The organism is Bradyrhizobium sp. LA6.1 (assembly GCF_040547805.1).
In the GTDB taxonomy this organism is placed as follows: Bacteria; Pseudomonadota; Alphaproteobacteria; order Rhizobiales; family Xanthobacteraceae; genus Bradyrhizobium; species Bradyrhizobium barranii.
The window spans coordinates 1-25,822 of record NZ_JBEPQK010000003.1 but is presented as its reverse complement, the minus strand read 5'-3'; the positions used below and the strand labels follow the sequence as shown (position 1 = coordinate 25,822).

The following is a 25,822-nucleotide window of genomic DNA, read 5'->3' as shown; positions in this document are numbered from 1 at the left end:
TTGCGTCATGCCGTCGTTCCCCCAACGGCAGGCGCTTGCAGTGACGCTTAGGTGAGCGCGCGCGAATTCCCTAATTGAAAACCTCTTAGAAGGGTTCTTAGAAATGATCCAACATTCCCGGAGATTTCCGAGAGATCAGCGTGAAACTTTCTCGGCTTCGAGCATCTTCTCGGCTGTCGCCGTGAGACGGTCGATCTGCGCCAGCAGCGTCTCGAACTCGTCCTTGCTCAACTGTTCGAGCAATTGCCGATTGCGCTCCTGCGCGCCTTCGACGATCGCATCATGCGCAGCGAGCCCTGCCGCGGTCAGCGCGACCAGCACCTCGCGGCTGTCCTTCGGGTTCGCCGACTTCGCGATCAGCTTGCGCGAGACGAGCTCCGCGAGCGCGCGGCTGATCTGGCCCTTGTCCTGGCCGACGGCTTCGGCGAGCCGCGCCACGCTCATCGGCGGACGGCGACCGAGCGAGGCGACCAGACCGAACTCGACCGAGGACAATCCGGCGAGGCGCTTGTAGCGCAGGATCGCGCCGCGCTTGAGCAAATTGGCGAGCACCATCAGCCGTGACGACAGCATCACGGTGATCGGCGCCGGCGAGTGGCTTTCGTCCGCATCGGGCGATGCGTGCCCGTCCCTGCTCGATGTCTGGCTCATGATCCACCTCTGCCAAGAAAGCCGGGGCGTGCCAAGCGCTGGTAGCGCAACCTCCCCAACCTGATTCCAAATGCGATTAAGAGGCATTCTGGAATATCGTTGACATTGTCATCGAATTATTTTTCACTGGGTCACCGCATCAAAACGACCCGGCCACCCAAGGCCCGCGGCGGGAGGAACAGCATGACGATGACCCAGCGGGATCGCGATCTCGGCACCGCCTATGCGATGAAGCCGGCGCATACGCGCATCGAGCTCACCTCAGTCGTGCGCGGCACACCGATGGGAGAATTGCTGCGCCGCTACTGGCATCCGGTCGGGCTCGTCAGCGACGCCACCGACACGCCGAAAAAGGTCCGCGCGCTCGGCGAGGATCTGGTGCTGTTCCGCGACAAGCACGGCCGCGCCGGCCTGTTGCACGCGCGCTGCTGCCATCGCGGCACCACGCTCTACTATGGCAAGGTCGAAGAGGACGGCATCCGCTGCTGCTATCACGGCTGGAAGTTCGACGCCGAAGGCCACTGTCTCGAGCAGCCCTGCGAGCCCGACGGCGGCCAGTTCAAGGACAAGGTGCGCCAGCCCTGGTACCCGGTCGAGGAGCGCTACGGGCTGATCTTCGCCTATATGGGACCGGCCGAGAAACGCCCGGTGCTGCCGGCTTACGAATGCCTGGAAAACATGGACGACGGCGAGTTCGTCGAGGCCGACGATTCCTCGATCGGCGGCGGCGGCCCCGCGATCATCCCCTGCAACTGGCTGCAGCATTTCGAGAACGTGGTCGATCCCTATCACGTGCCGGTGCTGCACGGCTCGTTCTCGGGGCCGCAATTCACCAACATGATGGCCTCGATGCCGGAGGTGAAGTTCGACAAGACGCCGCGCGGCATCGCCGTGCGCTCGATCCGCAAGCAGGACGACGGCAAGGTGTTTTATCGCGTCACCGAAGCCGCCCTTCCCACCTTGCGCGTCGTGCCCAATCCGCGCGTGGCGCAATTCGCCCGCGTCGAGTCGATCGGCTGGACGCTGCCGATCGACGACACCTCGTTCCGCATCTACGTCGCCGGCCGCGTCAAGGCTTCCGGCGACATCGGCCGCATGCGCTCGAAGTTCAACGGCAAATTCTGGTGGGACATGACGGAAGCCGAGCACCAGCAATTCCCCGGCGATTACGAGGCCCAGGTCGGCCAGGGCCCGCAGACCATCCACTCCGAGGAGCATTTCGGCCAGAGCGACCGCGGCATCCTGATGATCCGGCGCATGCTGAGCGAGCAACTGGAGGCGATGGAGGCAGACCGCGATCCGATCGGCGTGTCGTTCGACGCAAGTGCTGCGCCGGTCGAATTCGAAGCGGGGAATTACATCCGCGAAGGCTGAGTTTTTGTTTGGCGCGTTTTCTTCACGCGAACCGGTATCCACTTCGCTCGAAAACGCTCTCGACCAGCCTCACGAAGGGCTGGACCGGCAACGATAACAAAGACAAATTGGGGGGATGCGATGGTCGATGTGACGTCACAGATGTCGGTGCAGACGACTGCGGCGGCAAAACCCCCGGCGCGGCGCTATTACGTGCTGGGCCTGCTCACTATCATCTATGCGCTGAACTTCCTCGACCGCACGATCTTCAACGTCCTGATCGAGCCGATCAAGAAGGAGTTTCAGCTCAGCGACACCATGATGGGCCTGCTCGCGGGCTTCGGCTTCGCACTGTTCTATTCCCTGCTCGGCATCCCCATCGCGCGCGTCGCCGACCGGCTCAACCGGCGCAACATCGTCGCGGTGGCCCTTGCGTTCTGGAGCGCGATGACGGCGCTGTGCGGCGCGGCTTCGAGCGTGACCTCGCTGGCGCTGGCGCGCATCGGCGTCGGCATCGGCGAATCCGCGGGCTCGCCCGCCTCGCAATCGATCGTCGCCGATCTCTTCACCAAGAACGAGCGGCCGCGCGCGCTCGGCATCTACGCCATCGGCACCTATCTCGGCGTCTTCCTCGGCTATTTCATCGGCGGCTACGTCAACCAGCACTATGGCTGGCGGATGGCGTTCTACGTCGCCGGCCTGCCCGGCATCCTGCTCGCATTGATCCTGTGGCTGACGATTTCCGAGCCGAAGCGCGGCGCGATGCAGGAGAGTTTCGTGCCGGAGCCGCTCGGGCCGACACTGCGCTTCCTGGCCTCGCAGCAAAGCTTCATCATCGTGCTGATCGGCTTCTGCCTCACCACCTACACGAACTACGCAACCGCGGCCTGGATCCCGCCGTTCCTGGCGCGCGTGCACCATCTGTCGAGCGCCGAGATCGGCACCTATGCCGGCACCTTCAAGGGGCTCGCCGGCATGGCCGGCACCCTGCTCGGCGGCTTCGTGGTGGCGCAGATCAGCCGCCGCGACGACCGCTGGAAGCTGTGGGCGCCGGCGATCACCTCAGGGCTGGCCGGCCCGGTGTTCGCGCTGTGCATGCTGACGCAGGATTTCGCGATGATGGTCGCGATGCTGGCGCTGACCTCGTTCCTGGTCGGCTTCCATCTCGGACCGATCTTCGCGATCGCGCAGACGGTGGCCAAGCCGAGCATGCGGGCGCTCGCCTCCGCCCTGATCGCGCTCACCGCCACCTGCTTCGGACAGGGCGTCGGCCCGCTTGCCGTCGGCATGGTCAACGACGCCCTCAAGGGCACTTATGGCGCGGACGCCGTGCGCTATTCCCTGCTCTCGGCGGCGGTCACGACCACACTGGGCGCCCTGCTGTTCGTCTGGGCGGCCCGCACGATCAGGGGCGATATCGGCCGAGCGGCGGCCTGAGACCCGTTCCGGCCGCCAGCCCGGCGAAACCAAGCGGGCGTATTAATGAAACCATTTTGCGGAACCCGCGAAACCATCCGGAAACAGATGGTCCTTAAGACATGAGCCCATAGACGGCGGCTAAGCCCGTCGGGAGGCTTATATGAACCACTCAATTCACTCGGCTGATCGTGGCACCCACCTGAAGATCGTGGTGGTGGCGCTGGTTGCTGGTATTCTGGTCGCCGGCTTCGGGATAGCAGCCCGCACCAATGCCGATTACAGCCAGACCGCCCAATCGGCCCACGTGATCAAGGCCGGGAAGCCCGTGGCCGTGACCAGCGCAGGCACGTCGGAGATTCGCTGACACGCCGTGTTTCGGGCTGACAGAGGCCGCCGCCTGGCGGCCTTTTTCGTTTTCCAGAGCAATGCTTAGCCGATGCGTCCTGACAAAGCGCAACGTCCTTGACTTCACCAAGCCCCGCCTTTAAGTCCCCCCTCGTTCCGCGCGCTTTCAGCGAACCACGCGGGAGTAGCTCAGTTGGTTAGAGCGCCGGCCTGTCACGCCGGAGGTCGCGGGTTCGAGCCCCGTCTCTCGCGCCATTGTTTCAATGGCTTAGCGGTGGGTAGCCCCGTCAGTTTCAACTTTTTCCGCCACCGAGTTTCAACTTTCTGAGCTTGTTCTGTTCCGAACCGAGCAGCCTCCGGCCGATTCTGCGCGCCTCATCCGCAGCCCTAACCGCCGCGATGTTCACCGGCATGTAGGTTTTCTGCAACCTCCGGTTCTGGTCGATGCTGTTCGCCATCTTCGCGGCAATGGCCTCGACCGGCGCTCCTCCGGCATTCGCCTCGACGGCACCCGTCCGCCGCATGTCCATCAGCCGCCGCATCTCGCCCTTGCCGAAAACCGCCCGTCGCAGGTCCGCGAAATCGTCGATCAGCGAGTCCTTGGTATACGGAACCGGGACGCGAGGACGGCCGCCCTTGCCAGTCGGCTTGAAGCCCTTGGTGCGGAAGATCGGCGCATCGTCGTGCAGGTCATAGTCCAGCCCGGCAACGTAGGCCTCGACAAGCCGCTGCGAGCGGGCTGTGAGCGTACCTATCGCCGGCTCGCCGGTCTTAGCCCGATCGCTGGTAAACGCCATGTCGGTGCCGCTGGTAACGGCCTGAGCGGGTGTCAAGGTGCGGGCGTCCACCGGGGCAAAGCCCGTATCCCACGCAATGGCGATGATACAGGCCAGCCCTCGATAGCCAGTGCGCCATCCTTCCTTGACTAGGCGAACAACCTCGCCCTCGCGCCAAGTCTCGGTGCGCCCAGGAACTCCAGTCTTTCGGATGACCTGTGACGGGTCCGCCTCGGGGATACAGAGCTTAAGGCCAGCCAAGACGTTGTATAGCGCCCTCCAGATCTTGAGCGCGCGTCCGGCCTCGCCATCGCCCTTCGTGGCCTTGAGCAGGCCGTACCACCGATCCAGCATTTCGAAGGTGACCGTCTTTGGATCGACGTCGCCGAAAACGGGCTCGATATACTTCCAGCCACGGTCCCAATCCTCACGTGTCCGGGTCGGTTTTGATTTCCACTCGTTGCTTCGACGGAATCGCTCAAATCCGTCGCCGACGCTCCCAGAAGGATAGAAGCGGGCCGGCGGCTTCTCCAGCCCCTTGCGGGCGCGCTGGTATCGGTCCTCCCATTCGCGCGCGATGGCCCAAGCATCAGGGCCGTCGTGCCCGCAGGACACGATCTGAAAGCCCATGGCGCGCATCTTCGCGGTGGGTAGCCAATACCCATGCTTCCCTTTGCGGACCACGTAATGCTTGAGCTTAATGTTTCCCAAGGCTCGCCAACCGCTCCTCAAACACGACACGGGCATCTACGGCCACACCAGATGATGCACCAAGACCGGCGCGTCGATCCAGCCAAGCGTCAATGGCCTGCAGATCGTAGTGGCCCGTCACCGGGCAAGCGGCCGGAAAGCCGATACGCTGCAGGGCCGACAGTTTGGTGAAGAAGTCCGATTCAGTTAGGTGCAGGCGCCGCGCGGCCTTCTGCGGCGGCACGAGGCGCGGGTCGACGGGAAAGCGAATGGCGCTTCCCCGAAAGTTGTCGTTGGCGATGTTGGGCAAAAGCGGGCCCCTGAGAATGAACTAATCGCAAACCTCGCCGGCCTGAACCGACGAACAAGCCGCTAAATGGCGAGCTACATCATTATTGTACGACGTTTCCGCCTGGATCCCAGTCAAAAGCCGTAAATTTCTGCGGCGATGCCAAAGAAAAGAGCCGGTGCCCTATGAGGCGGCCCAGCCCCTATGGCGCACGCCATGAACGGCGGGAAGTAGAGCGCCCGCCCCTCTTTCGTGAGCGGGCCAGGGCGGTGTGGGGCGCGGTAATGTTGTGTTTCTAGCAAAATGAGTAGTTAGCACAATTGAGTAGTTCTCAAAATAAATCAATTACTTAACAAAGGATATAGAAAGCAACCAGGACCCTGGTTAGTTTAATGCCATCACCGCGCGGTATTGTGGCAAACATCGGTGATGAGAACGCGACAATGCGCTCCCGCCTTCCTCTGACGGAAAGGTGCAGCGCATGATCAAGCGTCGTAACCGAACCAAACATACTAAGACATTCCAAGAGAGATTGGCCGAGGAAGCTGCGCGCTTCAAGGAAGCCGCAGCACAGTTGCCGCCCGGCACCCAGCGGGAGCTCTACCTCAGGCGCGCTCGCCAGGCCGATACTGCCGCGCACATCAATGAATGGTTGACCTCTCCTGGTCTGCAGCCGCCTAAGGCGCTGGATAATATGCAGGTAGGACGACCGGCAAAGCGAGATCGAGTCGCCTCGGATTAGAAACCCGAGCGTTAGTTGCCGCATTGAACGAAATGGCAGAGTCGTTTGGCAGTTCGTTTTCGGTCGTTCAAGTGACGGCGGACGACACAACAACGCAAATTTGGATCGCACTCGCTAAACCGGGGCAGGCCCTGACATTGGTTCTCGCTGCCGTTCCAGAAGGCTGGACCGCGGGAATGTTGGATGTCCCGATCACCGCAGAGCAGCAGCGAATGTTCGAAGAGCTTAACCTTCAGCCTGGTGATGTGTATAGGTTGACGAAGCCTACGTAGGCTGACGTAGCTCGCTTTCAGCCCTGTTGGCCGCCCGTAAGAGCTCCTCGATGTAGGGGGCGATGTCGCCAATCGCCTCCCGCAAGTCGGCCTCCGAAATGCCCTGCCCCTTGGCAGCCTCGATGAGACGCCGCGTGAGTTCTGCCACATCCTGCGACGCGCCCGCAGTCTGGTGCTGCTCCACAGCGTGGATGCTGTTCTCCACCCAGAAATCGATAAACTCGCGGGCCTTGTCTGACATGTGACGTTCCCTGCCGGTACAGGTTAGCGTCGGGAGGCAAGTAGAGCAAGTAAAGCGCCCACTCTCGCGAGTGAGGCGCGCTACGGCGGAAAGATCGTGTCAGGCGACCGGCTTTTTGGATTGGACTATCGAGGCATTGGGGCCGGCCGCTCTGTACGTAGGAACAAGTGGCAAATGACCGGTTTGTTGTTGTGTTCTGGTGTTTGGTCCCCCTGCCAGCCGGAGCGGACCCGACGGCCCCAGCCGCCCGGCAGCAGCTGGGGCCGCGGCTTTTCTCGCCCCCGGCTTTACTGCCCGCATTTGCAGAGCGAGACCTAGCTGATCATCAAAGCAAGGTGTAGTCGCGGAATTATCTGCTCCGCCAGTTTGCGAAATCGGTGCGCATCTTCAGCAGAGAATGATGTTGTTCTGCTCGGGTGCGCAGCGGCATTGCCGATGATACGCAAGTCGTCGAGTAGCCCGAAAGTATTGGAATCGATTGCTTCCACATTCTTAAGTTCGCGAATCATCGTCCACATTCCGCGGTATGGCTTTCCTGGCTATCGCGCGTCCGCGAGTGAACGGATGGATTCTTCGATGGAACTGCGGAGGTCGAGAATTGCAGCTCGCGGAGAGATGGCCACGAGCTTCTCGAATTTGCTGAGTTCTTCTGGGGACGCCTTCGCTGGCTCCGCCCCAGGCGGGGGCGGCGGTAGTTGAGCCGCCTCTTTCTCCGCTTGATCGAGCCTGAAGGATACTTCCACATCCTTATATCTCGCACGAAGCTGCGGCAGCAGCTCCGTCAACTTCTCTCGGAAAAGCCAAACCGCCGCGACGAACGCTGCAGGCCACGCTAGCGAAACAACTGACTGCACAATCGATGAAGTAAACTGAAGCCAATCCATTCTATTCCCCAAGGCGGGCACATCAGTCCCGGAACGTGATCGACTTGGATCCGATGGTCCATTCGAGCGTTCGCACCTCGTCGACCTTCTCAGAAAGCTCGGGCGCTGCCCAGCATATGCCGTAGCCTTTTTGCGGTGGAATGATGTGATCATCACTGTAGGAGTGATAGCGCGCGAGATCAGTGCTCCGCTCCGGGCGTCGGGCGACAAACGCGAAGGAAACCTTGTCGATGGTGCGCTCCGAACCGTTGCCGATGATAAGATGTATCGGCCATTTATCGTCGACGCATTCCTTGCGGTCTGTCGAAACGATAAACTGCACGTTCGGAACGTGCCGATCATGCGTGTACCAACCGAATCCGTAAATGCCGGCCCAGATAATAAGCGCGAGCCCGATGAGCGAGCCGCTCGCGATGAGAATCCATTTGAAAATCAGCCAGGAAATCTGGCGAAATGCTTCGACAGCTTGAGACATGTACCCCACCCCAGGGCGAGTATATCTGTTGTCTCAACTCAATCAATTCATTTGGGCTCAGCCGAACGCTTCCATTACCCGGCTGAACGCCGGATGGCTTCGATTCTTTACCTTGATCCATTGCTCGCTGCGGCCGGCGCGGTACCAACTCGCGATGTTTGGAGACCAGCCCCTCCAGGCCGAGCTTGCAGGCATGCCAGAACAGCTCCGGGCCGACCTCGCCCTGCTCGAACGGAGCAAGGTGGATGCCGTCGACCCGGCGGGCCAGTAGCCTTGCAAGGTTGGTCTTACGCAGGCTGAGCGGCAGCTTGCGCAGATCCTCGCCGTCAGCGACCAGGACGTCAAAGGCATAGAGCTGCACGCTGGCGTCATGCTTCCTGGAGTGCAGCCCTTCGAAGTCGGAGACGCCGTCGGCACCGAGCAACACCGCCTCGCCATCGATCACGTAGGACGTAGCGCGCAGCCGCAGCGCAGCCACGGCGATGCGCGGATAGCGCGCCGACCAGTCATGGCCATTGCGGGTGAACAGCCGCACGCAGTCGCCGTCGCGCTGAACGATGAGGCGATAACCGTCGTGCTTGATTTCGTGAATCCAGTCCGGACCGGTAGGCACCTTGGCGCCGCGGGTCGGAATACAGGGCTCGAATGGGGATATCAGCATTCCAGGAAAGATAGGCAATCCCAAACGCGAATCCAGCGGCTGTCGGCCGCTAAAAATGATCATACCAGCCGGGGGTTCCGTCAGCCGAAAAACGTTCATTCGACATGGGCAGCGCCCACCTTGGCAAATGCACGGATTCAAATTGCTCCCACACATACATGCCGTTCAATGGATAGCGGTTGTCGCAGGACCAGCCGGCTGCGGCTTCCTCCGCCGTGAAAATCCCATGGCCTTTCTGCTTCCAGAACCTGACCAGCGAGCGCTTTTGCCCACTGACGAGCGCAGCCTGATGAGCGCTCGCGATGGCTTCGCGGATGCTGTAGTCGCGGTCGCTGACCCAGATTTCAAGAAACGGCTGCCGGGCTTCATTGTGACGGCCGTAGCTGTGATAGAACCAGACCCCGAACTCGCCGTCGCTCTCGTCGAAGTTCAGCTCGGCCCGCCACTGTGGGTAGAACACCAACCCGGAGATTTCGTATCCGCGGGTGCCAGCGAGGTCGTGGGTCGTGCTTTTGCCGAAGCCGGTCCGCTTTGTCACGCTGGTGATGTAGACGTCGAAGCGGTCCCTTTCCGCAAAGGAAGCTTGCGTCTTTTCATCCCAACAGGGCCGTTGTTTCTCCACGGTGTTAGCGGTCGTCTTTTTCCGTCCAAACATTTGCCCCCCTATCCGTCAATCGGCCGACATGGCTACGCAGTCAGCTAAGCCGCGTCGTGAGCCTTGCGAGCAAAAGGCATGGCATGACAGGGCACGTCCCGGTTATTGCCTGTGAATAACCGGGACAAGCTACCCAATCCTCGCGTTGCTACCCTGCATTGTGTCACGTTACGGCCAACCGATTCCTGCCGCAAGTTAGTGACATGAAAAGATTTTCAGACGAGAGAATTGCTGTTGTTGGCTTGCTCGCACTCGCGGTGTGGCTGTTTGTAGGGCTGCCCTTCATTCATCGCCCACCGCCCCCCACGGCTTTGCAGACGACGGAAGAGTGTTATGCGACGTTTCTCGGAGCCTGCTTCGTCGTCCCGCCAGAGGGCAAAGGCGGCATATTCGGCTTCGCGGAATTCATACAAGCATTCGCCCTCCTTGTGCTGATCTTACGGTCAGCGGAATGCGCTACCAGTTTCGCGTAGACACTGCCCCAATCCCGCTCTGGCAATTGACCTATTGGAGTTCAGGCGCGATTGGCTCGGCTGCCCTTCTTTCGGATTTGTGGTTTGCTCAGCGCTATCCAATACCGCGGTTTCTCTCAAGTCAGGCCTACTGGCAATCCATACTAGGCCTGCTGTTTCTCTCGCTCGCAATGACGTGGCTTTGGTATGCTTTCGTCCGACCGCCGAAATTCGGAAAAAGGAACGCCTACAGATTCACCGGCGCGGTCTATCAATACGTCATGCAAGGGGTCGATAGCGATCTTTCAATCGTTGCTGACGAACTTCGACGCTCCGCGGAGCCGATCATTAGGTTTGCTTCGGCCGCCTCAGAGCCAAACCGTCGTCCACACCGCGACGGCGACCGAGACGAACCGGAACCGGAAGACTGCGCCTATCACCTGCTTCTCATCCTTGGAAATAGACGGTTCTGCCGGCATGTCGCAGGAAACGCGCCGAACACGGCGATTGCTCTTTTTCGCGCGGTCGCCAACAGGAAACAATACAACGTTCCAATGTCGCAGTTTGCGTCGTCTCTCGCGACTGAAGCAATCCTGAACAAGGATTCCATGCTGTATCACGAAGACGCCGGATACGTTTCGGGCTATTTTGGTTATGCGCGACCGTTCACGAACACAATCTTTGGTGATTTCGAGTTTGTGGAGGCCTTGGCGGCCAACGGAAGTTCACCGCTTGATATTGATCTGGACGTTAGATCGAAGTTCGATGGCCAGCAATTAGAAGCCTATAGCCGAGCAACGCTGACAACGTTCAAAGCGGCGCTTGGCAAGGGCAATTTCTCCCGACATTCCTACGCACTCGCTCGCGCCTTTGGCATCATCGAACATGGCTGCTCGGACCTCTACAAGCTAAACGATCCGCTAAGCCCCCAAGAAAAGAGCGACATCCACGACCGGCTTAGAGCCGTTGTAGGATTTATCGACGATGCAATTGAAGCGATGGAAGAATGCGGTGTTCAAAAGACGAAACTGCGAAGGCGCGGCGAGTCGTACAAGTGGCATTACGAACATTTCTACGATAAAATCGCCCAATTGATTGTCGAAGTCATTGGTTACGCGACTTGGGTCAAGACCAAAGAATTTGAAGGGTGGACGATTCACTACAGCTCGGTGTGGAGCAGAATGTTCAATTCGGATTCTAGCAGGACGAGAAAGATCGTGCTCTTCAAGGTACGGCGGTTGCTGTACGAAGAAATTAAAGGGGTCAAAGAGCATCCCAATTTTGCAAACGCGGTTTATCTTGGCTACTGCCTCAATGTGCTTGGCCTGAATGCCGGCCGCAGGGGAGATCACCGGCGTGACGAATATCCGCTGCGAAAAGCCGTCATCTCTTTTGCGCAAAAGAACTATCTCGCGTTAGTTGAACGGCGGCACAAAATAGCGGACGCGGTTCTGATCGGCACGTTGTCGTTCGACAAGGAAAAGAAGCAGCTCGTGAAGACGTTTCAAGCTGGGCTCGACTTGGTGCCACCAACGGTCACGCTGAACTTGTTCGAGCCGCAGCCAGCATTCACTGGCACCGCTGCGGCGGGCCACCCCGCCAGCTTGCCGACATAAGTCGACGACTGGCCTTCTGAGCGAATTGCAATGTTGAATTTGAAAATTCCTGAAGTCAAGGAAGTCATCGTCGGCGAACTTGCCGTCCGTGGCTATTGGCTTGTAGCTAATATCCAAACTGGTGCGACGTGGCCAGTGCACTCCCAAAAAATTCAGTACCGGGGTGAGACGATCTGGATCATGCCGGTTACGACCGATCACTTCCCAGCGGTCGCGATGATGGTGCCATCCGGACGAACTCAACAGGAATGCGAACGTCTGATAATGCAATTTATCAGCACGCTATCGTGGGTGCTGGAGGGAGGCTTTCTAGTCGATGAAATGAGCGGAGGCGGCTTGCCGCGGCCCATGGGCCGTAACAAGTCAGGCGGTTTCTCCATTTGCGACGAATTCGACCTATCATATTTCCCAGAACCAAACGGCGACCGAGCGATGCTTGCGTTGGCGTTGATGCGCGAGGGGCGCGGCCTAAACCATCCGGGATATTCTTTCCTATCGTTGTATAGAATTCTCGAAGTCGCGCTGGGGCGCGGCTCGCAGCGCCAGGTAGCGTGGATCAACACTAAGATTGCTGGCGGGCTCCACCATCGTGCGAAGGACGCGCTTGAGCAGCTTCGGAAGCAAGGCATCGTTGATATCGGTGCGCATCTCTATGCGTCGGGTCGATGCGCCATGGCACACGCGAGCGGCGACCCCGTTATTGATCCCGACGATCCGGCTGATGCTCGGCGGCTGTGGTCGGAACGTCCTATTATGCTGACGCTTGCCGAGATAGCCATCGAGGAATTTTTTTGGCGTCGAGCGCATGACGACGCAGTATTCCAAACACCTATACGAACTTGAGGGTTTCAAGCGCATTTTCGGCCACGAACGGGTCAACCATCTCGTTCGCGGCGAAGAGCCCAGTTGCGCACCAATGGTGGATATCCCCATCGTTAGCGTTCAACTCCGGCGGCACCCACCGTTCGCGCCCCTGTCGAATCTAACAATAAAGGAAATGCACCGCGACACCCTGCATTCCGTTCTCTTGATATTCGAGTCGCCCGACAAGCGAACGCAAATCCGATTTCGATTGGACTTTCCGAACGAAAGACTCGTCTTTGATTGGGAGCGGGATCTTGGCCATAAGGACATGGGCGATGCCGATAGTGCCGAAGCAATGGCGGAACTTTCCCGATTTAACAAAGAGTATTTCGGCAACGGCCAACTTCGCATTGTGGATGCAGAGACCGGCGAACTGATAGCGCGGAAAGACGCCTTCCTCCCGATGAACATGTATTTGGACCACGAAGCCGCCGATGCTGAGATAGCGCGCTGGAAAGCTTTTGCTACAGAACGTCGCGAGCGCGATGCGCGATATGCGGATGAAATCGCACGCCACTCGATGGGCTACGACGTAAGGCCTGTTAGGCTCGCGTGAGTCGAGCGAATAGGCTGTTGCAGCCAGTGAACAGGCGCCAATAATCTCCGGGAGCACACCATGATCGAGATTGTTGGCGGCACGCTGATCGCGTTGGGGATAGCGATCCTGCTCGTGATGGGGATACGCAGACCTAAGCGCGATAGCCCGCTCAACATCAAACAGCCGCCTCCTCAACCACCGCCGATACCGCGGTCGGCCTTGGAGGACTTGATCTGGGCCGAAGAGAATGACCTCCCGCTGCCGGAGGACCACACGGCACACGAGCGGGACCGGAAATGGCAGCAGGTGCAAGCTGCTCTTGAAAAGCGTCGCAGATGGCTCCGTCCACTCGGTGTGTTCGGTCGGCTCGCTAAGCTTTCATCCAACTTCAAAAGCACCACGTTCCAGATGCCAACAACGGTAGTCGATGCCGTAAACTCGATAGATCAAGGAGCTACCGCAACCTATCCGGCTCTGATGGCTGATATCTTCAAATATCTACTCAGAGCGAACAATAGCGGCATGCCAAAGCCCAACGTGGAAGATCGCCTCGCTGCGCGGTTTTCGCGATTGCATTCGACCGCACAAACATCGTTTGGGAAAAAAATGGAATGGCCGATCGCTTCGCAGATCACCAGCGCGTTTCCGTCAGGCGGCATACAACATAACAACGTTAATCGTCTTCTGCTGATGTCAAGCTCCGAGCACCATCTCGCTAGCGTTCCGATGGCTTTCCTAATTTCCCGACAGGATTGACCAACTTTGCGCGCCGCCCTCCTCGCCCTCACCGCTCGTCGCGGCCTCACCGGCCTTCCCGCTCTATCCTCAGGCCAGGTGTGCACCGCGCGTTGCGTCACACCATCCCGCGTGACGGTCGTACCTTCCATGTGCTAGACCGCGCCATCAACATTGATGGAGCGCCGCCTTGGCCAAGAAGACAAAGAAGACTGTTCGTCGCGAGTGAACTGTTGCGGATATCAAGGAACTTAAGGCGCACTCCAAGGCTCGGACGACGGTCGTCAAAATCGCCAAGATGACCAAGCGAACCGAGGGCGCGCTACGTCAGAAGGCGATCGTGTTGGGTATCGGCCTGGGGCATTAGCGGTTAAATTGACGCTGGCTTCGTCGGGGGGAGCCGCCAATTTCCGATATTGTTTTAACGCTCGCATCTGCGCCGATCAGCTGCAGACCACTGCGTCCGTCAAGGCTGCCGGAGCTTTCGCGGCCTTGGGTTGAGGGCTCGCCTTCGCCAGCCCCGGCGGGCCCTCCTCAGTCAGTAAAGTTGACGCATTTAATTGTCCCGAGGTGTAACTTCGACGACATAGCGCCCCGGCACTCGCGCTGTAGGCTACATCTCGCCGGGGCTGGAGCATCACGTCTTCATTTTGACCCGGCCGGCCGCAGTGGTTCGCCGCTGCGGCCTTTTCTGTTTAGGAATTCGCGTTGAACGAAGGTCGGATTATCAACCGACGCGCAGATTTTCCGCCGAGTCTTTTCCGCGATTGTTCACGACGTCGAAGCTAACCTTGGCTCCCTCTGCGAGTGAGGTGAAACCAGCCCTCTCGACGGCCGAGATATGGACAAACCCATCTTTGCCGCCGTTGTCAGGTTGAATGAACCCGTAGCCCTTCGTCGGGTTGAACCACTTTGACATGAAAGTTAGCCTCGCACGAAGATGAACTGTTGCGTGCCGCGCTCGGTGGGATCCGGGCTTCGCTCAATGATGCGAAATCCCTCATGTGCCTGGATGAATGCTTGCTCAGAGATCCAAGTGCGCTCGTATCTAACGAGCTTCTCCTTGGAAGCGAGCGACGACCTGGACCGTTGTCGCTTAGGTAGGATGTCTGGAGCTCTCGCCTGGTCTTCTCGTCGCTAGTCGGAGCGCGGTACAAGGCCAAGTTTGCAGGCCGAACCGAGCATAGCATTTTCGACGATTCCCACAAGTGAAGGCAGGTGACTCCGTGATCGATGACTACTGAAGAAGCTGACCGGGGACCGAACCCTACACCCAAGTTTTCGGCCATCGGATGCTTTGCCCCGTCGTTGGTCTCATAGGCGTTAGCGCGGCCGTTCCGGCCGCTGGTTTTGGGGCCTAACGGTCATGCTGCTGTCGGGCATTCTGTCGCGACCCTGATCGCCGTTGTCGTCCTTTCCGCCAGAAGTGGACGTACCACCTCCGCTGCTCGAACCAGGGGACAGGCCCGTGGTGCCGCGCGGATCTTTACTTGGCGCCGCCGAGCTTGCCGCGGGGTCACCCGTGGTCGCCCCTCGTCCGCTTGGAGCGCCGGCGGGCTGCGCAACTGCGCTGGCAGTCGAAAAGACGAGCACCGCTGTTGCTATCGATAGGCGTATGTTCATTATAAGTCTCCCGCGTTGACTGCCATAAGCGTGCCTAGTGTGTGTTGGTCTTCTGCCAATGTTCGAGATCGAGGTCGGCTTCGTTGCGCTGCTCTTTCTCCGGATTGCCCTTCCAAGGCTTGTCGGTCTGCTTGTGCGTCGTCTGCTCGGCTTGTTGCCGCGGATCGTCTTTGTGTGTTTCCTTGCTCATGTCTCTCTCTCCCGTGTGCTGAAAGAAAAGCTTTCAGCCCACAAGCGTTCCTGAAGCCGGAACTAATCGGCTCGAACAGGCGTGTCCCCTGGGCATCTAGCTTGAATGAGCCGATTGGAACAACGCCCTTAAGGGCGTGTTGGGGCAGCGTCGCGCAGCCCCCATCGGCTGGGCCACCATCCATCTGGAGGGACAGAACCATGAGACGAACCATCATCGCCGCTGCTTGCATGCTTCTCGCAGGCCCCGCGCTAGCCCAGTCGCTCGGTGAAAAGACTGGTGTCAATTCGACGCTGGGCGTCGCGCCGACTACCGCCGATTTTGTGAAGGAAGTCGCGATCAGCGACATGTTCGAGATCGAGTCGAGCAAGCTCGCCGAACAAAAGGGCAACGCGCGGGAAAAATCCTTTGCGCAGAAGATGGTGACCGACCACACCAAGACCAGCGGCGAATTGAAAGGCCTGGTCGGCGACGGCAAAGTTCAGGCTACCGTACCGACGACGCTCGACGGCTCCCACCAGAGCAAGCTCGACAAGCTGAAGAACGCGAACGGCAAGGACTTTAGCTCGGACTACGCCTCATACCAGGTCAGCGCGCACGAAGATGCAGTGTCGCTGTTCGAACGCTATGCCAAGGGCGGCGACAGTGCCGAACTGAAGGATTGGGCCGGCAAAACGCTGCCGGCGCTCAAGCATCACCTCGACATGGCCAAGGAGCTCGGCAAGGCGCCGAGTGTTGGTCAGTCCAAATAAGTATCTTTCAACGACGTCGGCAGGACCGGCGTCCTCGGTTTTAGCAACGATGGCCTTGCTCCGCGCGTTGCGCAAAGTCACGGAGGCCATCATGGAAACCAAAACCTCGATATCGCGGCGGCGCGTCGTCCACGCGGCAAGCGCGACGCTTGCTGCGGCTTTGCTGGCCTCTTCAACAGCGAAAGGAAATACCGAAACACCGGTCGATGCAAAGTGGCCTCGGCCGGGGCTAGAGCCAGGGCCACCTTTGGAGGAAGAACGCAGCGCGAGAAGGCTTCGCAGGGCGTCCAGACAAAAGCCGAGCACACCGCGAAAGGTCTCGCTGTTCAATATTGCTCAGGTTGCTCCAAAGAGGCCCGCCGGTTCACGCTGGCGGGCCCATCCAAGGTTAACATTTGATAGTGAAACCGAAGCCGGGAGGTTGTAGTTTTACCGCCATCACAGAACGGACCCGTGGCTTTCATCTGTGATGAGATCGCCCATCACAGCGCTCCCGCCTTCCTCCCCATGGAAAGGAGCGCGCCATGCAAAAGCGGCGACGTTTCAAGCAACAGCTTACGCTTCAAGATCGCCTGTCCGCATGGGCGAAGCGGCTCGAAGATCGAGCCGCTAAACTCCCGCCGGGTGCAGAGCGTGACGTTCTCGTTAAGAAGGCGCGACAAGCCGAGGTGGCAAACCACTTAGACGATTGGGCCCGGTCTCCCGGCTTGCAACCACCGAAATGAAGGACTTCCACGCTTCACTCGAAAAGCTCCGGAAAGACGCGGCAGAGGCGGCGCTTATCCGTGATCTTGCGACAGATAGCGTCAAGCGCGACTTGTACGGCAAGCTGCACGAACACTTTATCACGCTCGCCGATCAGGTTGAGCAAGCCATGAAGTCCAGCCAAGCGCGAAGTAACCCGCAGCGGCCCGGTCGGGAGCGGGATTGACGCATGAAAAGCGCGTCTCCCAAGCGACCAGAAGCCACGCCCGCCGACGAGCCGTTAGTTCGCTACTTGAGCGCGCGCCTGTTTGACATTGCGTGAGACGACGCGATCGTAGGCCGATATAGCGGCATCGGTCGCCAACTCAACCATTTCGCGATAAGCAGCGTCGTTCGTTTGAGTGAAGCTTTCGCGGATTGCTCTGGCAAGCTGTTCGTCTGATATGGCGCCCCCCGGGGCCGCTCGTCCCGTGAGTCGGCTATACAGATTCAAGCGATACACGTCGGCGGCGATTTGCCAGGCCCAATCCTCCAGTCTCAGTTGTTGAACCACCAGGCCGACCCCTTGCTCTACGCGCAGAAAAATTGGGGTTAGTCGACACTGGGCATCGAAAAAACTAACTCAGGTTAGAAAAAAATCTGTCCTACAAATTCAGGTGGAAGCGGCCGCTTCAGGGGCTAAAGACGGCCGCCCGTTCACGCTGGCGGGCCCGATCAGCCCCGTCATAAGATAACATCCAGGGGAATGGTGCACACGGCTCTGCCATCATCGTCACTGACGAAGATCGAATAGCGAAGGCCGACCAGCTCCGGGCGAGTTTCGCGCAGTGACCGAGCAAGCCTGATTGCCTCTATCTGTGCGTCCGTTTCGCTCGGCAGGTCATGCACTCCAAAATCCGCGACAAAGTGGGAATTGATGAGCTTGAACGAAAACAGGGGCATGGAACATGATGTCCAACGGATGCCAAAGCAAAGCCCCCGCCCACCGTTAGGGAGCGGGGGCTCGCGGATGGATGGCGCGAGGCTCGCGCGAACGAGGTGTCGCACCAAGGACCCGCACGAACTATGAACGCCCTTGCGCGCCGATCGTTGAGCACAAATGTTGTGCAGAGTGCGCAAAAAGAAGCCCGCCGGTACGGCCTACTCCAGAACGTCGTATTGAATGCGGCGTCTGCCTCTATCTGCTCCTCGAAAGGCCGCCCAGCCTCGGCCCGTAATTCACCGTTTCGATTTTCTAGGAAATAGCCGGTCGCGAATAAAGCGTGATGTTGCCGTCAGGCGCACCGCACGTGGCTTTTGCCACACGGCGCGGTCGATCTCTTTCTTGTCGCCGATCGCGAGCCTGCCCCTGGCGCCCTTTCTGGAGCATTATGCTGTTGGGAACACCTTGTGCCGGCCATTCGTGGGCTGCTACGCCCGACATGTAGACTACGGGAAAATTGGGATCGACATCGCGTGCCGCCCGCGCGACCTCCCAGCCGCTGAACCTTCCCAAGAGATTGATGTCTGTGACAAGGGCGCGGTAGGCGACAAGCCGCCCCTTGAGCAGCGTCACCGCTTCCTCGCCGGTCGTGGCGATGGCGGCCTCAAAGCCCCCCTCGCTCAAAGCATCTTCGACGATGCCCTGGATCGTATCGTCGTCTTCAATCACCAGGACTATAGGTAGCATTTCGGCAAAGTCTCCCCTGGCGCACGAGCACTGGATGTTACAAAGTGCACACAAGGAGAAAGTTCCCGAGCTACCGGGAAAATTCGGCAAACTCCAGAGACGATGGTTCAGTCCCTGTCAGAGGATCTCATGGCCTTAGCTTTTTGACGGAGGAAGCTGACCTCCAGTTCTTCGCCGTTGACCCGGTCGAGCTGACAACGGCGGTAGGCCAGTCCGGTGGAGGAAAGCAGAAGAAAGAACTCGTTGAGGGTCAATCCCTCAATCGAGGTCTCAACTCGAAGTCTGGCTCCGACGTCTGAAACATCCTTAAGCATGCAGGCGCGACGCCAAGTGCCGTCGATAGCCATCATCTGCGCGGGCAATGGATGCTCGAAGGCGACCCAGCGGCCTTCTTGCTCTTTTTCTGTCGGCATTTGGCAAACCCGAACCTATCCCGCCTTGTATCCCCAACCAACTAAGAGGACGTAACTAATTCGGGAAAACTTGGCAATTTTGAAATACGAACAGCGCCCGTGAAGTTGCAAGCAGGCCAGTGCCGCCTCACTTCACCTCCATTGTCTGCTCGTTCCTCGCGAGAGACGCCAGTCTATCCAGTTGGCCGGCCAAACCGACATAGGTTCGGGCGATGTTTCTCAGTGCGGTGGCGCGGTCCTTGGAGATGCCGCTCGCGGAAGAAAGTCTCTTGTAGTGGTCAGAAAGTCTCTTGTAGTGATCCGCATGTTCGCGGCACTCAGCAATGTTGTGGTCGAGGCGGCCGGCCGGCACGATCGAGGGCGAGGAACGCATACGTTACTCCGATATGACAACGGTGTGAGACGGCCCCACTAATCCCGGCGGAAAATCTGGCCCCGCTCGGCCGCGAGCGCGAGCTCAGTCCATTCGCGCGCAAGCTTCAACCAGCCTTCTCGATCGACCTGGTCGAGGCTCCGAGCCGCCTCCTCGCGACAGGCCGTCGCCTCCGTGAAAAATTGCTGAGCGGAGGCGGCCATCTTATCGTAGTGCGACAACTTCCCGGATAGCTTGGTCTTCATCGATGCCTCGGCGCGCATAACCATGCAACACAGACGGTTCGAAAACCCGTGGAATTGCCACTTGTTCCCGCACCAAATAAGTACGGCCAGCGCCTAAGGTCGGACACAAGCCAGTGCCCATTTTTGGAATGATGGTCCCAATAGGAACGACGAGCGCGGGCAATTATTTGAGTCGTCGCTGGCCGGCAGAGCTGGCGCAGCGGCCTCGGCCTACCCCCTTGACCCCTGCAGCCGGGGCCGTCTCTCCGCCATTATCGTACACCCGGCTCGGCGGCCTCGAGCACGAGAAGCCCGCCACAGTTGCCTGGCGGCCTTCTCGCAACGACTGATCTCCCAACCGCACCGGCGGTTCGCGCCAATTCGGCAATGACGAACTAAGGCCCCGCGGAGCGTCACTCCGCGGGGCCTTGGCTCTTAAACGCCTACACGCCTTGACCGATCAGTCAACGATTTTCACGACCCGGCGCGTGCGCGGTTCGACGATGACACGGCGGTCGTTCACGACCGCGTAGCGATACTCGGTGTAGTTCGGCACCGGGCGCAAGACCACGGTCGGGGGCAAGGGCTCGCCGACGACGACGCGCTCGTGGATCACGACGGAGTCGTCGCGCGGAATTCCGCCGAGCACGGCATTCGGAATTTCGAGGCCGGCGCCAACGGCCGCACCGACGGTGCCGCCGACCATCGCGCCGACCGGCCACCGATTTCGCCACCCGCACGCGCGCCGTCCCTAGCGCCCTGTTCGGTCGTCGACTGGGCAAAGGCTGCACTCGACGCCGCCAGCAGCGACACAGCAGCCAATGAAATCGAAAGACGGGTTTTCATGTCCACTCTCTCCAGTGGTTGTTGATGCGCCGTCAACCGCTGGGCCGGAGCATTGTTCCGGTTCCTCCGATGAAAGGCAGTCTGGAGAATGTTACTGCGTTACAGTTCAGGCCGCGGCGGCGCAGCGTTGCTGTCAGGCATGCGTTGCTAAGACGGGTAGCTCTTGATTGGAAAGCCGCAGTATCATGGGCCGGTTGCAAGAATGTGCGACGAAGAAGGCTTTCGCAATTATTGCAACCTTTTGCTCGACGGATTCGCGATCCGCGTTTTCCTGAACGGTGCGGAGCAAATCGAATACACCGCGGCAAATCCTGAAGAAGGATGGGTTCGGGCGATTCCTCCCGGCAACCCGCTGTCCGCTCGCAGTATTCTGAACGGCTTTGTCGAGATCAGGATTAAGCGAACGTCCAAATCTTGCCGCACGTGAAAAGGCGTCTAGCTCTTCTTGGCCTTCTTCTTTTTGGCGGCTTTCTTCTCGACCCGCACGCCCTTGAATTTCTTTGCGGCCTTCTTGCCCTTCGCAGGCTTCTTGACACCCATGAACTCGCCGGACGTCTTGTCGCGCTTGGTGAAAGCCGAAGCTCCGCCCAACGTCGTCTTTGTCTGCGAACGCTTCTTGACCGCACCCTTGCGCGCATTGTCGCCAGTGGGCTTATTGACCGCCATGTTTCCTCCCCGAGGCCACTAAACCGGACCCGTGCTGCTTCCTAGCTTGAGGAACGAATCGGCCTTCGTCAAATTGAATCCCGGTTCCGTTGCGTGAGTTGCTTATGCGTCAATTCCGAAGGCTTTTGTCGATCGCCCCGAACAGCGACGAGACTGTCTACCTGGTCGCTGACAACTCCGGCCGCAATGGCAGCGCCTGGTGCGAAGCAGACTTGGAGGGGGCGGTGGAAACCGTCATTCAGGATCTGCTTGCCGGAGAATATCGCAAGCCGATACGGGTTGTCGCCTTCAACCCAGCAGAGAGGTGGTCGGAAGATGTTTCCGGGGCCATCGCCCGCGAGATCCAGCGTCGTTGCAATTTGCAACTGAGCGACGTGCCGTCGTACCTGCAGGAGTTTGTGGATCGCTACTCACCACAAGACCTGCAGCAATTCAGTCTGCGTCTGGTGTAGCGATGGCATTCCAGCGAAAAAAGCCGGAAGCGCTGGGCGTCAAGGCGCCCTTCCCCGGCTTCATCGAGCCGGCCTTAGCAGCCTCGATCGACCGAGTGCCATCCGGCGAGCGTTGGATTCATGAGATCAAGTTCGACGGCTATCGTGTTCAGGTGCATCTCGCCAACGAAGCGGCGAAGGTTTTCACGCGGCGGGGTCACGACTGGACCAATCGTTTCCGGAAGGTCGCCAACGACGCTTGGCACCTCAAGGCCAGTGCCGCGATCATCGACGGCGAAATCGTCGTGCCGGCCGCCGATGGCAGCACCGATTTCTCCGTCTTGCAGAACGAGCTGCGGGGCAACTCGAACAAGATCGTGCTCGTCGCATTCGACCTGCTCTACCTCAACGGCCGCGATCTACGGAAAGTCCCCCTGCTCCAGCGCAAGGCCGCGCTGAAGAAGATCATCGCCGGCAGCGACGTCCAATTTAGCGAAAGCTTCGAGATCGACGGCCGCGAGATGTTCACGCACGCCTGCAAGGTGGGGCTCGAAGGCGTGGTCTCGAAGGTGCGTGACAGCATCTACGCGAGCGGCCGGGGCAACAATTGGGTCAAGAAGACCTGCGCCCAACGCGAGACGCTGACGATTGCCGGCTTCGCGCTCGATGATGGCAAATGGGACGGCATTTATCTCGCACGGCGCAAGGGCGACGACCTGATCTATGCCGGCAAGGTCGACCACGGCTTCGATAAGACATCGGCGGCCGAGTTGCATAAGAAGCTTCAACCGCTCGTCCGCAAGACTCAGCCATATGCCAAGCGGATCGCGCACAGGGGGATCTGGGTCGAGCCGAAGCTGCTTGCCGAGATCGAATACCGCGCCAAGTCCGCCGAAGGGAAGGTGCGGCACCCGTTCTTCAAGGGGTTGCGCGAGGACCTATAACGGCGGCGATCGGTGGCCAAATTTTTTTCCACGCCCTCTTGAAACCAAAACCGGCTTTGCTAATTTTTTTGTCGCCATCTGACGATGGTGTCCGGGCGCCTCATGGGCCCGGGCCAAGAGACGGGCACCGGTTGTGTCCGGTGCCGCTCGTAGACATCTTGCTCTTAGGAGGATTTGGCTATGCGCACTTACGATTTCGCCCCCCCTCTGGCGCTCGACAATTGGTTTCGACCGCCTTTTCGACCTCGCAGAAACCGCTCAGCGGGCCAGCGAGGACAATTACCCGCCTTACAACATTGAACGGCTGGCGGACGATCACTATCAAATCTCTTTGGCGGTTGCGGGTTTTGCGCCCGAGGATATCGTCATCACCGCCGAGCAGAACGTGGTGACGGTCGAAGGCAGCAAATCCGACAAGACCGAGCGTGATTTCCTCTATCGCGGTATCTCGCACCGCGGTTTCAAGCGGCAGTTCAACCTCGCAGAATATGTTCAGGTGAAAGGCGCCGCGTTCGACAACGGCTTGCTGACCATCGAGCTTGTTCGCGAGATCCCGGAAGCCATGAAGCCGCGCCGAATTGCCATCGGTGATGCCTCGGCCAGCAACATGCGAAAGCTGGAAGCTAAGGCCGCCGCCTAGCCGCCCAGACCCATTGGAGCCGCGCGACAAATCGTGCGGCTCCATCCATTGTCAATGAAAGGAGAGGACCATGCGGCCGACGACCGCTGACGACAATGTTTTCGACTTCAACGCTCTTCTTCATCCCGGCACGGTGTTTGAAGCACCTAGAGACGTGCTGGATCATCCGGCCCTGACGTTGGCCGAGAAGCGCGCAATCCTGGCATCATGGGCGTCCGACGCATCCGCGATCGCGTCTTGCCCGTCCATGCGCGCCCCTGCCGGCCTCAAGAAGCCAGTTTCGATCGACGAGATCTTGGACGCGTTGCGCGCCTTGGACGGTGGCCCCCGGACGCCACCCGGCGGAAAGCCTTACCGTCTCCGTTCGACGGAACGAGCGGCCGTCGCGGCGTAGTTTCGGAGGCCCAGATGATGATGGACGAGAACCTGGCGCGCCTTCGTGCCCATCACAACAACATCAGCCGCTACCGCCGGCTCCTGCGTACCAACCTTTCGCCTTTGGAGCGCCAGTTCATCGAGCGGCGACTTTCCGAGGAGGAGGCTGCTCTGCAAAGCCTTTCCGCTTCGACCTTCCCAATCGTCCTCAAGGAGCCACGGCCTGGTCGACCACTGCCAACGAGAGGTTTGCTGCTCGTGCCGCAGGATGACTTCACGCTCTAACTGAAAGAGGCCGCCAACCGAGGGGTCTTACTTCACGTCCATCGGGTGTGCGGGCGCTTCTTGACGCGCCAGTACCCGACCAACGCGCGCCACTCGAAGGCGATGACTATGATGCCCATCAGAGCTGTACCGAGCCCTGCCATTATCAAAATCATTTGGAGCATCGAACCACCCGCGTGACATGTCGATGTTCCTAAGTATCAAAGTGAACAAATGTTCCGAAGTCTCATCTGGGCGGCTGCAGCCGGGGCCGTCTCTCCGCCCTTGTCGATCGGAGTAGCGTATGCGTTCGTCGCCGTCGATCGTGCCGGCCGACCGCCTCGACCGCGCCATCTATCTGGTGCTTGAAGACTTCGGCGCGCGCGCCGGTTGCGCCTGGCGCGAGACCGACGAGGCTGACACCGACCTCGAGACGATCCTGCAAAATCTGCTGTCCGGCCAGTACGCCTATCCGGTCCGAATTGTATCCTTCAATCCCGTCGAGGGGTGGTCGCGGGATGCGACTTCCGATGTAGCCGATGCGTTGGCCCGGCGCGCGGCCGATACGGACGCCGAGATCTCATCTGCGCCGCAAGACTTCATCGCCGCCAACGCCACAAGGCGCTTCGACATGCAGCTAGCGCGCTGCCATTGCACTGGGTCGCCTGATGTCCAGCGAGGGTAAGCCGGTGCCACGACCACGACGTGCGTTAACTGCGACGATCTCGGCTGGTTTGCGAGAACCACCCGGACCGCCCTTGGGACGGCCCGCGCGCCTGCCCCTGTGGCGGCGCTGGCGCGCCCTGCCCGGCCTGCAACGCTGTTGGCGAAGGTGAGGTGCCCCGCATGCCGGAAGGCTTTCGGGTCGACGTCGACAAGGACGGCTGGCGGCACTGAGAGACTTACCGACGACCACGACCGCCCGCGGCCATTGGATAGACGCCTAGCTCGCGCGCCTTCCGTGACCCTCGTTTTCCTGTCCACTTGGACGACCCTCACGGACCAACCGGGCAATCCTGCGGGGACCCGCCCACCCCTCTACAACAGGGTGTGCATTCAAAAATTTCTCAGCTCGATCTTCGGCGTCTTTGTCAGTTGGGCAATCGATTTCATAGACTGCGCGAGCGACGCCGGAGATATCTACCGCATACGCAGCATATCGCATGGAAATCCCCAGGCAAGTAAAGCTGCCAATAGGATTCGTTTGTGGGCTTTCGGTTCCTACGCGGGACTTGTGGACTTCAAAAATCGCTCACGCCCCCTATCTGAGCCCCATGCGTACCGCGTTCGAATTCTGCCTGCCGACCGCCGCCAAGGTGGTGCCAGCCGGGCCCGACTGGATCCACGAAATCAAGTATGACGGCTACCGCCTGCGCGTCGAGCGCAAAGGCCGCGACGTTCGGCTGCTCACCAAGAACGGCCACAACTGGACGGACCGCTTCCCCTGGATCGTCGAGGCAGTGCTGAAGAACAGTGAGCAGCAGTTCGTCATCGACGGAGAGGCTGTAGTGCTCGGCGTGGACGGCGTCTCAGACTTCAACGCCCTGCACTCGCGCCGGCACGATGACGAGGTTCAGCTCTGTTCGTTCGACATTCTGGCGCTCGGCGGCGAGGATCTGCGCCAGCTGCCGTTGACTATGCGCAAGACCAACCTAGCGTGCCTGTTACGCGGCCGGCCGGACGGGATCTTTGTCGCACCATTTGAGGGCGGAGAGATGGGGCCGACCTCTTCAAGGCAGCCTGTGGCATCGGCCTGGAGGGATTGGTCTCGAAACGGCGAGATCGCCGCTACATTGCTGGTCGCACGAAGGAATGGATCAAGGTGAAGAATCGAACACACCCGGCTATGTCCAGGGAGTTTTTAGAATGCCGGATTACGGCCGCTTGTCGGGCTGAAGCAGACCTACGCTAAATCAGTCGGGCTTTCCCCTTTTGACCCCAAGGCGACATCGGCTGTCAATCGGCGTTCGACTGGGACCCCCTAGCGGCATCCAAAAGGGACCCCTTTGATCGGCGTGCTCTGCTGGTAGCGCTCGGGTCGTCGGAGCT

At 59.6% G+C, this 25,822-nt stretch carries 35 protein-coding genes, 1 tRNA gene and 2 pseudogenes; 19 read left to right on the top strand and 19 right to left on the bottom strand.

Annotated features, from left to right (window positions below):
* Positions 1-135: 135 nt before the first annotated feature.
* Positions 136-651, bottom strand: a complete 516-nt coding sequence (locus ABIB99_RS07260; RefSeq protein ID WP_038943030.1) for a MarR family winged helix-turn-helix transcriptional regulator — start codon at positions 649-651, stop codon at positions 136-138.
* Between the two features lie 183 nt (positions 652-834).
* On the opposite strand from ABIB99_RS07260, the gene ABIB99_RS07255 reads away from it, so the two are divergent.
* From ABIB99_RS07255 to ABIB99_RS07240, 4 genes are all read left to right on the top strand, one after another.
* A complete protein-coding gene (locus tag ABIB99_RS07255; protein ID WP_354175323.1) occupies positions 835-2,025 on the top strand; it encodes a Rieske 2Fe-2S domain-containing protein in 1,191 nt (396 codons plus the stop codon).
* A 120-nt stretch (positions 2,026-2,145) separates the two neighbouring features.
* Positions 2,146-3,441, top strand: coding sequence for a spinster family MFS transporter (locus ABIB99_RS07250; RefSeq protein ID WP_354175321.1), 1,296 nt, complete (start codon positions 2,146-2,148; stop codon positions 3,439-3,441).
* 142 nt (positions 3,442-3,583) lie between these two features.
* Complete coding sequence (locus tag ABIB99_RS07245; RefSeq protein WP_028149044.1) at positions 3,584-3,787, top strand: hypothetical protein; 204 nt, start codon at positions 3,584-3,586, stop codon at positions 3,785-3,787.
* 159 nt (positions 3,788-3,946) lie between these two features.
* Positions 3,947-4,023, top strand: a tRNA-Asp gene (locus tag ABIB99_RS07240).
* 38 nt (positions 4,024-4,061) lie between these two features.
* Here ABIB99_RS07240 and ABIB99_RS07235 read toward each other — a convergent pair.
* Together ABIB99_RS07235 and ABIB99_RS07230 are read right to left on the bottom strand one after the other, a co-directional pair.
* Positions 4,062-5,174: a hypothetical protein gene (locus ABIB99_RS07235; RefSeq protein ID WP_247304870.1), complete on the bottom strand. Its 1,113-nt coding sequence runs from the start codon at positions 5,172-5,174 to the stop codon at positions 4,062-4,064.
* A 67-nt stretch (positions 5,175-5,241) separates the two neighbouring features.
* On the bottom strand, positions 5,242-5,544 hold the full coding sequence (locus ABIB99_RS07230; RefSeq protein ID WP_247304867.1) for a hypothetical protein: 303 nt from the start codon (positions 5,542-5,544) through the stop codon (positions 5,242-5,244).
* 460 nt (positions 5,545-6,004) lie between these two features.
* On the opposite strand from ABIB99_RS07230, the gene ABIB99_RS07225 reads away from it, so the two are divergent.
* Entirely contained in the window at positions 6,005-6,265 is a 261-nt protein-coding gene (locus ABIB99_RS07225; protein ID WP_247457584.1) for a hypothetical protein, read from the top strand.
* A gap of 264 nt (positions 6,266-6,529) precedes the next feature.
* On the opposite strand, the gene ABIB99_RS07220 is transcribed toward ABIB99_RS07225, so the two are convergent.
* The 6 genes from ABIB99_RS07220 to ABIB99_RS07195 all read right to left on the bottom strand — a co-directional run bounded on the left by ABIB99_RS07220 (position 6,530) and on the right by ABIB99_RS07195 (position 9,866).
* Complete coding sequence (locus tag ABIB99_RS07220) at positions 6,530-6,778, bottom strand: hypothetical protein (RefSeq protein WP_247457583.1); 249 nt, start codon at positions 6,776-6,778, stop codon at positions 6,530-6,532.
* A 314-nt stretch (positions 6,779-7,092) separates the two neighbouring features.
* Positions 7,093-7,287, bottom strand: coding sequence for a DUF4145 domain-containing protein (locus tag ABIB99_RS07215; protein ID WP_247457582.1), 195 nt, complete (start codon positions 7,285-7,287; stop codon positions 7,093-7,095).
* A gap of 397 nt (positions 7,288-7,684) precedes the next feature.
* Entirely contained in the window at positions 7,685-7,984 is a 300-nt protein-coding gene (locus ABIB99_RS07210) for a hypothetical protein (RefSeq protein WP_354175318.1), read from the bottom strand.
* Positions 7,985-8,000: 16 nt separating this feature from the next.
* Positions 8,001-8,861 carry an ATP-dependent DNA ligase gene (locus ABIB99_RS07205; protein WP_354175316.1) on the bottom strand — a complete coding sequence of 287 codons (861 nt, stop codon included), beginning with the start codon at positions 8,859-8,861 and terminating at the stop codon, positions 8,001-8,003.
* A complete protein-coding gene (locus tag ABIB99_RS07200) occupies positions 8,848-9,453 on the bottom strand; it encodes a hypothetical protein (RefSeq protein WP_247457580.1) in 606 nt (201 codons plus the stop codon). Before ABIB99_RS07200 ends, ABIB99_RS07205 begins: the two co-directional genes overlap by 14 nt.
* A 215-nt stretch (positions 9,454-9,668) precedes the next feature.
* The gene (locus ABIB99_RS07195) at positions 9,669-9,866 is read right to left on the bottom strand and encodes a hypothetical protein (protein ID WP_247457579.1); all 198 of its coding nucleotides are present in this window, start codon (positions 9,864-9,866) and stop codon (positions 9,669-9,671) included.
* Positions 9,867-9,904: 38 nt separating this feature from the next.
* Here ABIB99_RS07195 and ABIB99_RS07190 point away from each other — a divergent pair, with 38 nt between their 5' ends.
* From ABIB99_RS07190 to ABIB99_RS07175, 4 genes are read left to right on the top strand one after another with little or no spacing between them, the layout of a single operon-like run.
* Complete coding sequence (locus tag ABIB99_RS07190; protein ID WP_247457578.1) at positions 9,905-11,521, top strand: hypothetical protein; 1,617 nt, start codon at positions 9,905-9,907, stop codon at positions 11,519-11,521.
* Positions 11,522-11,551: 30 nt separating this feature from the next.
* Positions 11,552-12,364, top strand: a complete 813-nt coding sequence (gene mauJ / locus ABIB99_RS07185; RefSeq protein WP_354175314.1) for a methylamine utilization protein MauJ — start codon at positions 11,552-11,554, stop codon at positions 12,362-12,364.
* Positions 12,327-12,941: a hypothetical protein gene (locus ABIB99_RS07180; RefSeq protein WP_354175312.1), complete on the top strand. Its 615-nt coding sequence runs from the start codon at positions 12,327-12,329 to the stop codon at positions 12,939-12,941. The genes mauJ and ABIB99_RS07180 overlap by 38 nt, the downstream gene beginning before the upstream one ends.
* 60 nt (positions 12,942-13,001) lie before the next feature.
* On the top strand, positions 13,002-13,679 hold the full coding sequence (locus ABIB99_RS07175; RefSeq protein WP_354175311.1) for a hypothetical protein: 678 nt from the start codon (positions 13,002-13,004) through the stop codon (positions 13,677-13,679).
* A gap of 706 nt (positions 13,680-14,385) precedes the next feature.
* Here the strand turns inward: ABIB99_RS07175 and ABIB99_RS07170 are convergent.
* Positions 14,386-14,577: a cold-shock protein gene (locus ABIB99_RS07170; RefSeq protein ID WP_247302684.1), complete on the bottom strand. Its 192-nt coding sequence runs from the start codon at positions 14,575-14,577 to the stop codon at positions 14,386-14,388.
* Between the two features lie 738 nt (positions 14,578-15,315).
* A complete protein-coding gene (locus tag ABIB99_RS07165; protein ID WP_247302682.1) occupies positions 15,316-15,471 on the bottom strand; it encodes a hypothetical protein in 156 nt (51 codons plus the stop codon).
* Between the two features lie 200 nt (positions 15,472-15,671).
* Between ABIB99_RS07165 and ABIB99_RS07160 the strand changes: the two genes are divergently transcribed.
* Positions 15,672-16,223 (top strand): DUF4142 domain-containing protein, encoded by a 552-nt coding sequence (locus tag ABIB99_RS07160; RefSeq protein ID WP_247302692.1) that lies wholly within the window; start codon positions 15,672-15,674, stop codon positions 16,221-16,223.
* A gap of 721 nt (positions 16,224-16,944) precedes the next feature.
* Positions 16,945-17,154 (top strand): hypothetical protein, encoded by a 210-nt coding sequence (locus tag ABIB99_RS07155; RefSeq protein ID WP_247302677.1) that lies wholly within the window; start codon positions 16,945-16,947, stop codon positions 17,152-17,154.
* Between the two features lie 54 nt (positions 17,155-17,208).
* On the opposite strand, the gene ABIB99_RS07150 is transcribed toward ABIB99_RS07155, so the two are convergent.
* The 7 genes and pseudogenes from ABIB99_RS07150 to ABIB99_RS07120 form a co-directional block, all read right to left on the bottom strand.
* On the bottom strand, positions 17,209-17,481 hold the full coding sequence (locus ABIB99_RS07150; protein ID WP_247457575.1) for a hypothetical protein: 273 nt from the start codon (positions 17,479-17,481) through the stop codon (positions 17,209-17,211).
* A gap of 170 nt (positions 17,482-17,651) precedes the next feature.
* Positions 17,652-17,870 carry a DUF6894 family protein gene (locus tag ABIB99_RS07145; RefSeq protein ID WP_247302673.1) on the bottom strand — a complete coding sequence of 73 codons (219 nt, stop codon included), beginning with the start codon at positions 17,868-17,870 and terminating at the stop codon, positions 17,652-17,654.
* A 292-nt stretch (positions 17,871-18,162) separates the two neighbouring features.
* The gene (locus ABIB99_RS07140) at positions 18,163-18,597 is read right to left on the bottom strand and encodes a response regulator (protein ID WP_354175307.1); all 435 of its coding nucleotides are present in this window, start codon (positions 18,595-18,597) and stop codon (positions 18,163-18,165) included.
* Positions 18,598-18,704: 107 nt separating this feature from the next.
* A complete protein-coding gene (locus tag ABIB99_RS07135) occupies positions 18,705-19,010 on the bottom strand; it encodes a hypothetical protein (RefSeq protein ID WP_247302665.1) in 306 nt (101 codons plus the stop codon).
* A gap of 127 nt (positions 19,011-19,137) precedes the next feature.
* Positions 19,138-19,383, bottom strand: coding sequence for a hypothetical protein (locus ABIB99_RS07130; protein ID WP_014494419.1), 246 nt, complete (start codon positions 19,381-19,383; stop codon positions 19,138-19,140).
* Between the two features lie 38 nt (positions 19,384-19,421).
* On the bottom strand, positions 19,422-19,628 hold the full coding sequence (locus ABIB99_RS07125; RefSeq protein ID WP_038937313.1) for a hypothetical protein: 207 nt from the start codon (positions 19,626-19,628) through the stop codon (positions 19,422-19,424).
* Positions 19,629-20,067: 439 nt separating this feature from the next.
* A pseudogene (locus ABIB99_RS07120) lies at positions 20,068-20,453 on the bottom strand (DUF1236 domain-containing protein).
* 202 nt (positions 20,454-20,655) lie between these two features.
* Here ABIB99_RS07120 and ABIB99_RS07115 point away from each other — a divergent pair.
* Positions 20,656-20,880 (top strand): hypothetical protein, encoded by a 225-nt coding sequence (locus ABIB99_RS07115; protein ID WP_247302659.1) that lies wholly within the window; start codon positions 20,656-20,658, stop codon positions 20,878-20,880.
* An 8-nt stretch (positions 20,881-20,888) separates the two neighbouring features.
* Here ABIB99_RS07115 and ABIB99_RS07110 read toward each other — a convergent pair whose 3' ends face one another.
* Complete coding sequence (locus ABIB99_RS07110; protein ID WP_039151958.1) at positions 20,889-21,119, bottom strand: hypothetical protein; 231 nt, start codon at positions 21,117-21,119, stop codon at positions 20,889-20,891.
* 104 nt (positions 21,120-21,223) lie between these two features.
* Between ABIB99_RS07110 and ABIB99_RS07105 the strand changes: the two genes are divergently transcribed.
* From ABIB99_RS07105 to ABIB99_RS07075, 7 genes and pseudogenes are all read left to right on the top strand, one after another.
* Positions 21,224-21,571, top strand: a complete 348-nt coding sequence (locus ABIB99_RS07105; protein ID WP_354175304.1) for a hypothetical protein — start codon at positions 21,224-21,226, stop codon at positions 21,569-21,571.
* Between the two features lie 2 nt (positions 21,572-21,573).
* Positions 21,574-22,494 carry a non-homologous end-joining DNA ligase gene (ligD, locus tag ABIB99_RS07100; RefSeq protein ID WP_247302654.1) on the top strand — a complete coding sequence of 307 codons (921 nt, stop codon included), beginning with the start codon at positions 21,574-21,576 and terminating at the stop codon, positions 22,492-22,494.
* A 180-nt stretch (positions 22,495-22,674) separates the two neighbouring features.
* Positions 22,675-23,134 (top strand): annotated as a pseudogene (locus ABIB99_RS07095) (Hsp20 family protein).
* Between the two features lie 70 nt (positions 23,135-23,204).
* Positions 23,205-23,528 (top strand): hypothetical protein, encoded by a 324-nt coding sequence (locus ABIB99_RS07090; RefSeq protein WP_247302650.1) that lies wholly within the window; start codon positions 23,205-23,207, stop codon positions 23,526-23,528.
* A gap of 14 nt (positions 23,529-23,542) precedes the next feature.
* Positions 23,543-23,794, top strand: a complete 252-nt coding sequence (locus tag ABIB99_RS07085) for a hypothetical protein (RefSeq protein WP_439711427.1) — start codon at positions 23,543-23,545, stop codon at positions 23,792-23,794.
* A 283-nt stretch (positions 23,795-24,077) separates the two neighbouring features.
* Positions 24,078-24,458: a hypothetical protein gene (locus tag ABIB99_RS07080; RefSeq protein ID WP_247302648.1), complete on the top strand. Its 381-nt coding sequence runs from the start codon at positions 24,078-24,080 to the stop codon at positions 24,456-24,458.
* A 589-nt stretch (positions 24,459-25,047) separates the two neighbouring features.
* The gene (locus ABIB99_RS07075; RefSeq protein WP_354175302.1) at positions 25,048-25,599 is read left to right on the top strand and encodes an ATP-dependent DNA ligase; all 552 of its coding nucleotides are present in this window, start codon (positions 25,048-25,050) and stop codon (positions 25,597-25,599) included.
* The last annotated feature ends 223 nt before the right edge of the window (positions 25,600-25,822 follow it).

Coding starts and splice junctions, on each gene's coding strand:
- ABIB99_RS07205 (WP_354175316.1), bottom strand. CDS start 8,861: ATGATCATTTTTAGCGGCCGACAGCCGCTGGATTCGCGTTTGGGATTG.
- ABIB99_RS07175 (WP_354175311.1), top strand. CDS start 13,002: ATGATCGAGATTGTTGGCGGCACGCTGATCGCGTTGGGGATAGCGATC.
- ABIB99_RS07190 (WP_247457578.1), top strand. CDS start 9,905: ATGCGCTACCAGTTTCGCGTAGACACTGCCCCAATCCCGCTCTGGCAA.
- ABIB99_RS07125 (WP_038937313.1), bottom strand. CDS start 19,628: ATGAAGACCAAGCTATCCGGGAAGTTGTCGCACTACGATAAGATGGCC.
- ABIB99_RS07085 (WP_439711427.1), top strand. CDS start 23,543: ATGATGATGGACGAGAACCTGGCGCGCCTTCGTGCCCATCACAACAAC.
- ABIB99_RS07155 (WP_247302677.1), top strand. CDS start 16,945: ATGAAGGACTTCCACGCTTCACTCGAAAAGCTCCGGAAAGACGCGGCA.
- ABIB99_RS07140 (WP_354175307.1), bottom strand. CDS start 18,597: ATGCTACCTATAGTCCTGGTGATTGAAGACGACGATACGATCCAGGGC.
- ABIB99_RS07235 (WP_247304870.1), bottom strand. CDS start 5,174: ATGGGCTTTCAGATCGTGTCCTGCGGGCACGACGGCCCTGATGCTTGG.
- mauJ (WP_354175314.1), top strand. CDS start 11,552: ATGTTGAATTTGAAAATTCCTGAAGTCAAGGAAGTCATCGTCGGCGAA.
- ligD (WP_247302654.1), top strand. CDS start 21,574: ATGGCATTCCAGCGAAAAAAGCCGGAAGCGCTGGGCGTCAAGGCGCCC.
- ABIB99_RS07180 (WP_354175312.1), top strand. CDS start 12,327: ATGACGACGCAGTATTCCAAACACCTATACGAACTTGAGGGTTTCAAG.
- ABIB99_RS07170 (WP_247302684.1), bottom strand. CDS start 14,577: ATGTCAAAGTGGTTCAACCCGACGAAGGGCTACGGGTTCATTCAACCT.
- ABIB99_RS07165 (WP_247302682.1), bottom strand. CDS start 15,471: ATGAGCAAGGAAACACACAAAGACGATCCGCGGCAACAAGCCGAGCAG.
- ABIB99_RS07105 (WP_354175304.1), top strand. CDS start 21,224: ATGCGTCAATTCCGAAGGCTTTTGTCGATCGCCCCGAACAGCGACGAG.
- ABIB99_RS07215 (WP_247457582.1), bottom strand. CDS start 7,287: ATGATTCGCGAACTTAAGAATGTGGAAGCAATCGATTCCAATACTTTC.
- ABIB99_RS07145 (WP_247302673.1), bottom strand. CDS start 17,870: ATGCCCCTGTTTTCGTTCAAGCTCATCAATTCCCACTTTGTCGCGGAT.
- ABIB99_RS07130 (WP_014494419.1), bottom strand. CDS start 19,383: ATGCGTTCCTCGCCCTCGATCGTGCCGGCCGGCCGCCTCGACCACAAC.
- ABIB99_RS07200 (WP_247457580.1), bottom strand. CDS start 9,453: ATGTTTGGACGGAAAAAGACGACCGCTAACACCGTGGAGAAACAACGG.
- ABIB99_RS07110 (WP_039151958.1), bottom strand. CDS start 21,119: ATGGCGGTCAATAAGCCCACTGGCGACAATGCGCGCAAGGGTGCGGTC.
- ABIB99_RS07115 (WP_247302659.1), top strand. CDS start 20,656: ATGTGCGACGAAGAAGGCTTTCGCAATTATTGCAACCTTTTGCTCGAC.
- ABIB99_RS07090 (WP_247302650.1), top strand. CDS start 23,205: ATGCGGCCGACGACCGCTGACGACAATGTTTTCGACTTCAACGCTCTT.
- ABIB99_RS07250 (WP_354175321.1), top strand. CDS start 2,146: ATGGTCGATGTGACGTCACAGATGTCGGTGCAGACGACTGCGGCGGCA.
- ABIB99_RS07260 (WP_038943030.1), bottom strand. CDS start 651: ATGAGCCAGACATCGAGCAGGGACGGGCACGCATCGCCCGATGCGGAC.
- ABIB99_RS07220 (WP_247457583.1), bottom strand. CDS start 6,778: ATGTCAGACAAGGCCCGCGAGTTTATCGATTTCTGGGTGGAGAACAGC.
- ABIB99_RS07225 (WP_247457584.1), top strand. CDS start 6,005: ATGATCAAGCGTCGTAACCGAACCAAACATACTAAGACATTCCAAGAG.
- ABIB99_RS07255 (WP_354175323.1), top strand. CDS start 835: ATGACGATGACCCAGCGGGATCGCGATCTCGGCACCGCCTATGCGATG.
- ABIB99_RS07080 (WP_247302648.1), top strand. CDS start 24,078: ATGCGTTCGTCGCCGTCGATCGTGCCGGCCGACCGCCTCGACCGCGCC.
- ABIB99_RS07135 (WP_247302665.1), bottom strand. CDS start 19,010: ATGCCGACAGAAAAAGAGCAAGAAGGCCGCTGGGTCGCCTTCGAGCAT.
- ABIB99_RS07160 (WP_247302692.1), top strand. CDS start 15,672: ATGAGACGAACCATCATCGCCGCTGCTTGCATGCTTCTCGCAGGCCCC.
- ABIB99_RS07075 (WP_354175302.1), top strand. CDS start 25,048: ATGCGTACCGCGTTCGAATTCTGCCTGCCGACCGCCGCCAAGGTGGTG.
- ABIB99_RS07245 (WP_028149044.1), top strand. CDS start 3,584: ATGAACCACTCAATTCACTCGGCTGATCGTGGCACCCACCTGAAGATC.